Source organism: Streptomyces sp. NBC_01142 (assembly GCF_026341125.1).
In the GTDB taxonomy this organism is placed as follows: Bacteria; Actinomycetota; Actinomycetes; order Streptomycetales; family Streptomycetaceae; genus Streptomyces.
The window spans coordinates 2459995-2469358 of record NZ_JAPEOR010000001.1 but is presented as its reverse complement, the minus strand read 5'-3'; the positions used below and the strand labels follow the sequence as shown (position 1 = coordinate 2469358).

At 69.4% G+C, this 9364-nt stretch carries 9 protein-coding genes; 3 read left to right on the top strand and 6 right to left on the bottom strand.

Features of this window, described 5'->3' with window-relative positions; translation table 11 throughout:
- Nucleotides 1-9 precede the first annotated feature (9 nt).
- Both OG883_RS11285 and OG883_RS11280 read left to right on the top strand, forming a co-directional pair.
- Nucleotides 10-1326 (top strand): SGNH/GDSL hydrolase family protein, encoded by a 1317-nt coding sequence (locus tag OG883_RS11285; protein WP_266538512.1) that lies wholly within the window; start codon nucleotides 10-12, stop codon nucleotides 1324-1326.
- 196 nt (nucleotides 1327-1522) lie between these two features.
- Complete coding sequence (locus tag OG883_RS11280; RefSeq protein ID WP_266538509.1) at nucleotides 1523-3310, top strand: AAA family ATPase; 1788 nt, start codon at nucleotides 1523-1525, stop codon at nucleotides 3308-3310.
- Nucleotides 3311-3415: 105 nt separating this feature from the next.
- Here OG883_RS11280 and OG883_RS11275 read toward each other — a convergent pair whose 3' ends face one another.
- The gene (locus OG883_RS11275; protein ID WP_266538506.1) at nucleotides 3416-3835 is read right to left on the bottom strand and encodes a nuclear transport factor 2 family protein; all 420 of its coding nucleotides are present in this window, start codon (nucleotides 3833-3835) and stop codon (nucleotides 3416-3418) included.
- A 95-nt stretch (nucleotides 3836-3930) separates the two neighbouring features.
- On the opposite strand from OG883_RS11275, the gene OG883_RS11270 reads away from it, so the two are divergent.
- Nucleotides 3931-4503, top strand: a complete 573-nt coding sequence (locus OG883_RS11270) for a TetR/AcrR family transcriptional regulator (protein WP_266538499.1) — start codon at nucleotides 3931-3933, stop codon at nucleotides 4501-4503.
- Nucleotides 4504-4593: 90 nt separating this feature from the next.
- Here the strand turns inward: OG883_RS11270 and OG883_RS11265 are convergent, their stop codons facing one another.
- The 5 genes from OG883_RS11265 to OG883_RS11245 form a co-directional block, all read right to left on the bottom strand.
- A complete protein-coding gene (locus tag OG883_RS11265; RefSeq protein WP_266538496.1) occupies nucleotides 4594-4938 on the bottom strand; it encodes a hypothetical protein in 345 nt (114 codons plus the stop codon).
- 279 nt (nucleotides 4939-5217) lie between these two features.
- Nucleotides 5218-6039, bottom strand: a complete 822-nt coding sequence (locus OG883_RS11260) for a hypothetical protein (RefSeq protein ID WP_266538493.1) — start codon at nucleotides 6037-6039, stop codon at nucleotides 5218-5220.
- Nucleotides 6039-7313 carry a VWA domain-containing protein gene (locus tag OG883_RS11255; RefSeq protein ID WP_266538490.1) on the bottom strand — a complete coding sequence of 425 codons (1275 nt, stop codon included), beginning with the start codon at nucleotides 7311-7313 and terminating at the stop codon, nucleotides 6039-6041. The genes OG883_RS11260 and OG883_RS11255 overlap by 1 nt, the downstream gene beginning before the upstream one ends.
- Nucleotides 7314-7491: 178 nt before the next feature.
- Nucleotides 7492-7794, bottom strand: coding sequence for a hypothetical protein (locus OG883_RS11250; RefSeq protein ID WP_266538487.1), 303 nt, complete (start codon nucleotides 7792-7794; stop codon nucleotides 7492-7494).
- Nucleotides 7795-7819: 25 nt separating this feature from the next.
- Complete coding sequence (locus OG883_RS11245) at nucleotides 7820-8695, bottom strand: hypothetical protein (RefSeq protein WP_266538484.1); 876 nt, start codon at nucleotides 8693-8695, stop codon at nucleotides 7820-7822.
- Nucleotides 8696-9364 lie beyond the last annotated feature (669 nt).

Here is a 9364-nt window from a genome sequence, read left to right as displayed (position 1 = left end):
ATGCTGTCCATGTCCAGACCGAAGTTACGCACCCACCCACTGCGCACCGTGGCCGCGGTCGCCGCCTCAATCGGCATGGTCCTCACGGCCGGAGCTGCGTACGCCACACCCGCTCCCACCAACTCCACCCTTCCCGCCGGCGCCCCGCACCGCGCCACGACCCTCGTCTCCTCGCACGTCGGCACCTCGCCCACCGAAGCGTCGCCCGCCGAAACCTCGCCCGTCGTCACCTGGGCCGCCAGTCCCCAACTGCTGGGCACGGCTGCCCAGGAGCGGACCTACCGTCTCGTCGTCCGCACCAGTGTCGGCGGGAGCGGACTGCGGATCCGCCTCTCCAACGCCTTCGGCGACCGTCCGGTGACCTTCGGCCGCGCCCACGCCGGACTGCGGAAGACCGGCGCCACGCTGGTGCCCGGCACCAACCACCCGCTCTCCTTCGGTGGTTCACCCTCCGTCACCGTCGCGCCCGGCGGATCGGTCTCCAGCGATCCGCTGCCCGGCACCGTACCGCCGCAGTCCGACCTGGCCGTCAGTCTCTACGTCCAGAGCGCGGCCGGACCCGCGACCGGCCACCGGATGGCGCTGCAGACCTCGTACGTCGCACCCGTCGGCGACCACTCCGCGGACGACTCCGCCACTGCGTTCACCCAGCGGGCGACCTCCTGGTTCTATCTCGACGCGGCAGTCGTGAACGCCCTGCGGGGAACCGGCGCCGTGGCCGCGCTCGGCGACTCGATCACCGACGGCTCGGCGTCCACTCTCGACACCAACCGCCGCTGGCCGGACTTCCTCGCCCGTCGGCTGCAGGACGATCCGCGCTCCCGTATCAAGGGCGTCGCCAACGAAGGCATCTCCGGCAACAAGGTCCTCTCGGACGGTTCGGGGCAGAGCGCGCTGAAGCGGCTCGACCGGGACGTCCTGTCGCAGCGGGGCCTGCGGACGGTGTTCCTGTTGGAGGGCGTCAACGACATCAAGGCGACCCCCGCCCCCACCGCCGCCGATCTGATCGCCGGATACCGGCAGATCATCGCCAGGTCCCATGCCGCAGGCCTCTGCGTCGTCGGGGCGACCGTGATGCCGTACCGGGGGTGGCGCGGCTGGACCGAGAGCGGTGAGGCGGTCCGGCAGCGGGTCAACTCCTTCATCCGGGACAGCGGCGCGTTCGACGCGGTGGTCGACTTCGACGCGGCGGTCAAGGATCCAGCCGCCGCGGCCCGCCTGCTCCCCGCCTACGACAGCGGGGACCATCTGCACCCCAACGACGCCGGGATGCGGCGCATGGGAGCCACCGTCGACCCTGGGCTGCTGCACTGCTCCAGGCGGTAACGGCCGCAGATCACCCGTCCCGGCCCGCGGTGGACACCGCGGGCCGGCCTCTTCACTCGAGCGGCCCGGCGGGCAGCGCCTGACCGCTCATGCCTCAAGGCGCTTGAGCAGCAGGTTGGTTATCATCTGCCACTCAGGGGTGATCATGCCGTACCGACTCCCACCACACGGGGGTACACGTGCCGGAGGGGGAACTGTGCCGGGACCTGCCACTCCGTGGCGCGCCACCAAGAAGGCCGAGCGAGCCTGGACACAGGCTGTCGGTCTGCTGCGGCAGGGAAACATCGATCACGCCGCCGGCCTGTTCGCGGAGGCCGTACAGAACGATCCGAGCGCGGCGGACGCCTGGCTGGGACTGCATGCCACGGGCCGGCGTCAGCAGGAGGCGCTCGACGAGATGATCGCCCATGCGGGTTCCTTCGGCGCCCTGCGCCAGAAGTCCGGCATGACACTGAACTCCCGGTTCTCCATCGGCGAGTACGTCACCTTCCGGCTCGAGAACGCCCGCGACCTGTGGCTGGCCACCATTACCGAACTGCTCAAGGCGCGGGAGCTGGATACGGCGTGGACAGCGCTGTCCGAGGCTCTGCTGGACTGCGACGAAACGCGATTCGTCTGCACACGCTATGCCTTTTTGAAGAACGACTGGCCGCTCGTCCTGAATTTCGCCCGCGGCATCACGGGAGACGGCTTCCTGCGCGACGAGGCACAGCTCTACGTCGGTATCGCGCTCATCCAGCAGAATGTGCACCACGAGGCCCTGAGCGCGCTCGCCCCGCTCCCGCTGGCCCTCACGGCCGGCAGCCGCTTCGACGCCGAGGTGGCCTACTTCCGGGGACGGGCACACGAGGAAGTCGGCCGGTCGGAGGAGGCGTTGAAGCAGTACCAGTACTCGTTCCGCTACTGGCCCGACCTGTTCGACGTGGCCGAGCGCGCACAGGCCAGGCCGGCCGAGCCGGCGGCGACCCCGCAACCCACGCCGCAGCCCGCACCTCCGTCCCCGCCGAAGATCCCCCCGGCGACCGCCGCTACCGCCGCTACCATCGCGGGGGCCGCCACGGCTCCGGGCCCGCCGACCACCGACGCAAGGGAGCTGCCCGCCGCAGAACGGGCCCAACTCCTGGCGGACGCCCAGCAGACCCTGGACCGTATGGTCGGGCTGGAGCCGGTGAAACGCCAGGTCCGCACGCTCATCGCCCAACTGCGCATGGCGACGCTGCGCGAGGAACAGGGCCTGCCGTCGGCCGCGAGGCCCCAGCACTTCGTCTTCGCGGGACCGCCGGGAACCGGCAAGACCACCGTCGCTCGCATCGTCGGCAAGGTCTTCGCCGGCCTCGGACTGCTGAAGCGGGGTCATGTCGTCGAAGCCCAGCGCGTCGACCTGGTCGGCCAGCACCTCGGGTCGACCGCCATCAAGACAACGAAGATCATCGACTCGGCACTCGACGGAGTGCTGTTCATCGACGAGGCATACGCCCTGTCCAACAGTGGCTACTCGGGAGGCGACGCCTTCGGCGACGAAGCCCTCCAGGTCCTTCTCAAACGGGCCGAGGACGACCGGGGCCGGCTCGTGGTGGTACTCGCCGGCTACCGGAGCCAGATGGCCGAGCTCATCGCGTCGAACCCCGGCCTCGCCTCGCGGTTCACCACCCGGATCGACTTCCCTTCGTACTCGGCGTCGGAACTGGCCCTCATCGCACGGTCCGTGCTGGCCGAGCACGGGGACACGCTGTCTCCCGACGCCGACGCCGCGCTCGAAGCGCGCTGCGGGCAGGCCGTGGACGGCGGTCTGGCCGACGAGCTGGGGAACGGCCGCTTCGCCCGCGAGCTGTGCATGAAGGCCACGGCTCTGCGCGATCTACGGCTCTACTCCGCCTACGCGAGTGGTACGCCGACCCGCGAGGAGATGACCACGGTCCTCCTGGAGGATGTTGCGGGGGCCTACCGCGAGCTTGTGGAACATCTGGGCCTGGGCGACGGCTAGGACGTGCCGGGGAAGTAGCGCCGTCCGCCCGCAGGGCGGACGGACGTGACGAGGCGCATCCCGCTCGCCGCCCCTGGGGGACCGGAGAGCGGGACCACCCGTCCGTCAGAGGGATATGCGTCGCTCGTCCGCGGAAACAGGGAAGTCATTGATGCTCGCGTACCGGCGCCGCATCAGACCGTTCTCGTCGAACTCCCAGTTCTCGTTGCCGTAGCTGCGGAACCACCGGTCCTCTTCGTTGCGCCATTCGTATTCGAAACGGACGGCGATGCGGTTGTCCGTGAAGGCCCACAGTTCCTTGCGAAGGCGATAGTCCAGCTCGTACTGCCACTTGGTGCGCAGGAACTCCACAATCTCCGTGCGCCCGCAGAGGAAGACATCGCGGTTTCGCCACTCGGAGTCCTCGGTGTAGCCCAGTGCGACCCGCTCGGGGTCCCGGCTGTTCCAGGCATCCTCGGCCGCCCTGACCTTCTGCAGGGCGGTCTCGGCGGTGAACGGCGGGAACGGCGGCCTCTGAGCAGTCATGACTTTCCCCTTCACGGATGGGAGAACGTGCGTTCTCCCTTGCGTGCAGTAGCCTAGGAGAACAGTGATTCTCTGGCAAGGCGAGGGTTGGTGGCATGGAAGCCGCAGCACAGGAGGCCCGCGTCCTCGACGCAGCCGAGACGCTCTTCTACGGGCGCGGACTGCAGACGGTGGGCATGGACGAGATCCGCAACGGGTCGGGAGTGTCCCTCAAGCGGCTCTACCAGCTCTTCCCCTCCAAGGAGCACCTGGTGGAGGCGTACCTGCGCCGACGGGACGCGCGATGGCGCGCATCGCTCGCGAGCTATGTCGACGACCGGCCCTCGGACGAGAACCGGATTCTGGCGGTCTTCGACTGGCTGAAGTCATGGTTCGAGGAGCCCGACTTCCGCGGCTGCGCCTTCGTCAACTCCTTCGGGGAGCTGGGTGCGACATCGGAAGCGGTCGCGGCGGTGTCACGCGAACACGTCGATGCGCTGAAGGGTTATCTGGCGGACCTCGCGACCTCAGCGGGCCACTCCACCTGGCTGCCGGAGGCCCTCGTCCTGCTCGCGGAGGGCGCCATCACGACAGCGGCAATCTCCGGGGACAGCGCGCCGGCAGCCCACGCCCGGGAGGCGGCGCGCACCCTGCTGGAGGCGGATCGCCCACAGCCGCCGACGCACTGACGCCGATATCTCCGCGACGCAGGGTGGGCCGGGTGGTGCCCGGGAGCCGAAGCCCCCGGGCACCACCGACGATCAGGTACGGGGTACAGCTCAGCTGGGCCAGTAGATCCAGGACGAGCAGCCCGTGTGGTCCTCGCAGACCCGGAACTGCTTGATCTGTGACGAGTAGGTCGACCAGGGGCCCCAGTCCCCGTGGGCACCGTTGCCGTCCCACTGCGACACGTGGGCGCCGTTGGCCAGGTAGGCATCGGCGTAGACGCCATTACCGTCCGACTCGCCGTCAAAAGCCCGCATGGAGTACGACGTGGCCTGCGCGCGGTCCGAGCCGTGCGACGCGGTGGCTGCCGAGGCCGACGTCGTGGTGGCGATCGCCAGCAGACCGGCTCCCATGACAACGGTTGCGGAGCGTAACCACACCTTCGTTGATTTCTTCACTTTTGTTCCCCCTTGCACTGTCAGTCGAGTGACCGGGTCAGGCGCCACGCTAAGAGACAGGCCTTACCGCGTGCCAGTACCGATTACGCCACATACAGGCCGGACCGCCACGGTTGACGAGCCGTCACCGCCCCCGGTCGCCCCCCGACCGTCCGGAAACCGAAGATCGTATGCCGTGTGCAGGGCAAGGACGTCACGAAGAGCGGGCAGCGGGACGGCTGGTCCGGGTATTGCCGAGTGCGGAGCGGCCACGGCGCCGAGCCGTGGCCGCTCACCTGGTCAGGCGGCCGGTGGTACCCGCGCGGGACGGCCGGACCCTCGGGTGAGGGAGTAGCCGCCGATGCCCGCAAGGGCCCCGAGCAGGCCTCCGGCCACGGTCCAGATCCAGCGGTCGGACCATCGGCCGGAGGACCAGCCGCCGTCCGGCTCACCGAGGGCGGTCGCCCGCTCCGGCGCGTCCCCGCCCTCGTTCTCCTTCTCCGTCCGCGCGGCAGTGCCGGGGACCAGCGGAGCGGAGAGTGAGCCGTCCCCCGCGTGCGCCCCGCCGGCGTCGGCCGACTGGGCCTCGACCTTTGCCTGTACCGGCTGGCCGAGGTCTTCCTCGGGAAGGTCGACGACCGTCAGACGTACGTAGTAGCTGCCCGGCAGCGGATCATTGGCCCACGGCTCCGCCCAGGAACGGACCGTACGCAGCGTGCAGGACAGCTCGACCGAGGCGGCGTCCTTCGCCGCCGGCCGGGTCTGCATGCCGTACATACAGGCCTGCCGACGGCGCAGTCCGTCGTACACATCGAGCTGCCACGTCGAGACGCCGTGCCGTCCGGCGGACTCGGGCAGCGTGACCGTGGCTTTCACCGTGGCTCGCTGCCCCGCGTCGGCGGGGAACACCCAGTAGAGGTAGTCACCCGCGGACGCGCTTGCCGTGGCCTGCTGGCCCTGAGCGATCGCGGTCGCGGTACGGAAGGTGGTGCCGGCCTCCGTCGGCGCCGACGTACTCCCGCTCGGGCTCGCCGAAGGGTCGTCCGCGACGGCTGCGCCCGCCGTGCCGAACAGTGCGGCACCAGCCAGCAGAGCTGTGGTCATCAGGTGTGCGGTACGCATCAGTTGGTCCTCCAGACAGCGACGCGCCAGCGTGAGACCCAGCCCCACAGCAGACCGGCCACCAGGCCGGTGAGCACCAGGACGGCGAGGAGCCACCAGCCCCGGCCGAGACCGAAGGAGGCCACGTCGGAGGCGTTTTCCGGCGCGTCGACCACGTCGATGGTCAGCTCGACAGGCAGGCCGGGCTCGGTCTTGACCGAGGCGGGTGCCGAGAAAGAGTTGCTGACCTGCAGACAGACGGTCTCCGCCGCAGGCTTGGCGTCGCCGTCCGTGTCGTCGAGGGGAGCCTTCGGATAGCGCAGACCGGCCGAGATCACATCGGTGCGTCCGTTGCCCGCTTCCGAGCCGCGGACGATTTCCCGGCCGTGGACGGTCACGGCGCGCAACATGACCCCGTAGTCATTGTTCACGGCACGGTCGGCGGCCACGCTCACCGAGGCGCGCAGCTCCTGGCCGGGCAGGACATCCACCCGGTACCAGCGGTGCTCGGCGAACTTCTCACGGTCGCTGTACAGGCCCGCTTCGAGCTGCGGGGCCTTCGCACATTCCCGCGCACCCTCGGTCGCGACCGGCGTGACGACGGGGTCTGCGGCGCGGTCCACCAACTGGCTGACACGGTCGGAGAGTTCGTCGGTGTGCCGCACGGTTGTGTACGTACCGCCGGTGGCCTCGGCGATGCACGTCAGCTGCTCACGGGTCTTGGCGTCCGGGACCAGCCCCAGCGTGTCGATGACGAGGTGAATCCCCTTGGCGGCGATGTCACGTGCGACCTCGCACGGGTCGAGCGGGGCGCAGGTGTCCTCGCCGTCCGTGATGAGCACGATCCGGCGGGTGGCCTCACCGCCCTCGAGGTCTTCGGCCGCACCGAGCAGAGCCGGCCCGATCGGTGTCCAGCCGGTGGGAGCGAGCGTCGCCACGGCGGTCTTGGCCTCTGTCCGGTCGAGCGGACCGACCGGGTACAGCTGACGGGTGTCCTTGCAGCCGAGCTTCTTGTCGTCACCGGCGTAGTTGGCGCCGAGGGTGCGGATGCCGAGCTGTACCTCGTCCGGCACCGCGTCCAGTACCTCGTTGAACGCCTTCTTCGCGGCTGCCATCCGGGACTGGCCGTCGATGTCGCGCGCCCGCATCGAACCGCTGACGTCGAGCACCAGATCGACCTTGGGGGACGCCTTCGCCGCCGGCTCATCGGCGGCGGCGCCCGCCGGGGAGAGCCCGACGGTCACGGCGGCCAGCAGGCCGCACGCCGCAGCGGCCAGCCGTTTTCTTATGATCATCGCCGGATCGTATTGAAGATCGTCCACCGATCCAAAACGAGCTTCCGGCATCAGTGTTCGGGACGGTGACGGCGTCTGCGTCTGCGTCTGCGTCTGTGTCTGCGTCTGCGTCTGCGTCTGCGTCTGCGTCAGGAGAGCGGATCGGCGCCACGTCACCCACTCACGTCACTCACCCACGTCACTCCGCCGCGTCGTCGTCCGCCGCGTCGTCGTCCGCCGCGTCGTCGTCGGCTGCGTCGTCGTCGGCTGCGTTCCGGCGTCCGTTCCTGTCCTCACCGGTACGGGGCTTCCGCGCCCCCTCACCCGTACCGCCGCCTTCTCCGCCTTCGCTCTCGTCCAGCTCCCGCATACGCCGATGGACGGCTTCTCGCAGACTCTCCTGCTCCCCCGGTTCGTCGGCGGGCGCATTGGTCCGGCCACGTTTCCTGAGCTGCCGCATGAGCTCTGCGTAGCTCTTGCGCTTTCCGGCGCCTTCGGCCATCACGGCCTCCTCCTCGAGGCGGCCTTCAGCCCCGGTCCGGCCCGCCGTCCGTGAATCCGCCTTCGGGGGAGCCGGTGCTGCGCATCTGTGCGATCAGGCCGCGCCAGCCCTCGGCGCGTGCGCCCGTACTCTCCTTGGCCTGCATACGGGTGACGGTGGCGGCGGCGTACCGCTCGGAGACAGGCCCCCGCCGTGCGAGGCGCGGTGCCGTTTTGGTCATGGCGTCGATGGCCGCGCGCAGACCGGACGTACGGTCCGTCAACCGGCCGAGGTGCCGGAACTTCGGCTCGTTGCCCTCGAACCAGGTCTGCTGCCACCAGTGGTCCGTGATGGGTTCGCGCCAGCTGAGATAGCCGCCGGGAAGTACCTGACGGGGCTCGCTGATGTGGCCGCCGAAGCTGTAGCGCGTGCCGGTGGTGACGACGGGGTCGTAGAAGTTCTGGGTGTAGAAGTCCGAGACGAGCATTCCGTTGACCGTGTATCCGAATTCCGCGTCTTCCGACGGGTCGGCGACCTCCACCAGGAATTCCACCAGTCCCTGGTCGGGCTTGGGCGACTTGCCGGGCACCAGACGGTTGCCCCACGGATCGACGAGCATTTCCAGCATTTCGTGACTGGCGGTCAGCGACCAACTGTCGCCGAACTCGATCAGGGAGAAGGGCTGCCCGTTCTCGTCGTGGTGGAACCCGGCCGCGTCGGGCACGTCGTCCACCACGATCAGCGGCCAATAGCCCACCGGGACGTCCTCGAGTTCGGCGAAGGCGTCCACGGTGGCGTCGATCCCCCACAGGGGGCTCAAGTCACGGGTCGCCTGTTTCTGGAGGGCGGCCGCCACGCGGTTCAGCTGGGAGGGATTGATGCGAGTGGACTCGGACACCAGAGCGAGCTGAGTGACAAACATGACGCGGTCCCGATCTCTCTTCGCGTGTCCCCCGTCCCACGCTAGATGCCGAGAGCTGCGTCGGCCCCCGGACGACGCCCGCCCGGGTGAACGGCGCCTGCGGCGCCGCACTTCCGGGCGAGGGGCGGTCGCGATCGGTCGCGTTCGACGTCAACCACGAGCGCAGGGCGCGGAGGGCGCACAGGGAGTGTGTGGGGTGGATCCACTACTGCCATTCGCTCCGCCCTCGGATCGCGCGCTCCGCCATCCGAGTGATGTGATGTCCCGTCTATTGTCAAGGCGTACACCCGTCTGGGTCACTGTAGGTACCGGCGGGCAGCCCATCCCATCCGGGTAGCGCGACATCTGAATGTCCGCTGACCTGTCCTGATGCGCCTTGCCAGCAGCAGTCGACACGACTCTGTCTGCGATGGGCGCCCCCCGAGAGGCCCGGTTACAAGCAGCCGCCCACACCCCCCATGGTGGACAACTGCTGCAGACCGGCAATCCCCGCGGGCGGCCCGGCCAAAGGGCCCTCGAGCCCTTGGCAGATGGACGAAGTTGCCCCACCGCCCCCTTAGGAAGCAAACCGGTGAAGCGACCTGACGGCGCAGAGAACTGCCCGTCACCAGCCGCCAACCCGCTCTCTCCGACCGCCGGTGGCCGACCCTGCTTTCGACAGGGGCCCGC

Coding starts and splice junctions, on each gene's coding strand:
- OG883_RS11245 (WP_266538484.1), bottom strand. CDS start 8,695: ATGTTTGTCACTCAGCTCGCTCTGGTGTCCGAGTCCACTCGCATCAAT.
- OG883_RS11260 (WP_266538493.1), bottom strand. CDS start 6,039: ATGCGTACCGCACACCTGATGACCACAGCTCTGCTGGCTGGTGCCGCA.
- OG883_RS11270 (WP_266538499.1), top strand. CDS start 3,931: ATGGAAGCCGCAGCACAGGAGGCCCGCGTCCTCGACGCAGCCGAGACG.
- OG883_RS11250 (WP_266538487.1), bottom strand. CDS start 7,794: ATGGCCGAAGGCGCCGGAAAGCGCAAGAGCTACGCAGAGCTCATGCGG.
- OG883_RS11285 (WP_266538512.1), top strand. CDS start 10: ATGTCCAGACCGAAGTTACGCACCCACCCACTGCGCACCGTGGCCGCG.
- OG883_RS11275 (WP_266538506.1), bottom strand. CDS start 3,835: ATGACTGCTCAGAGGCCGCCGTTCCCGCCGTTCACCGCCGAGACCGCC.
- OG883_RS11255 (WP_266538490.1), bottom strand. CDS start 7,313: ATGATCATAAGAAAACGGCTGGCCGCTGCGGCGTGCGGCCTGCTGGCC.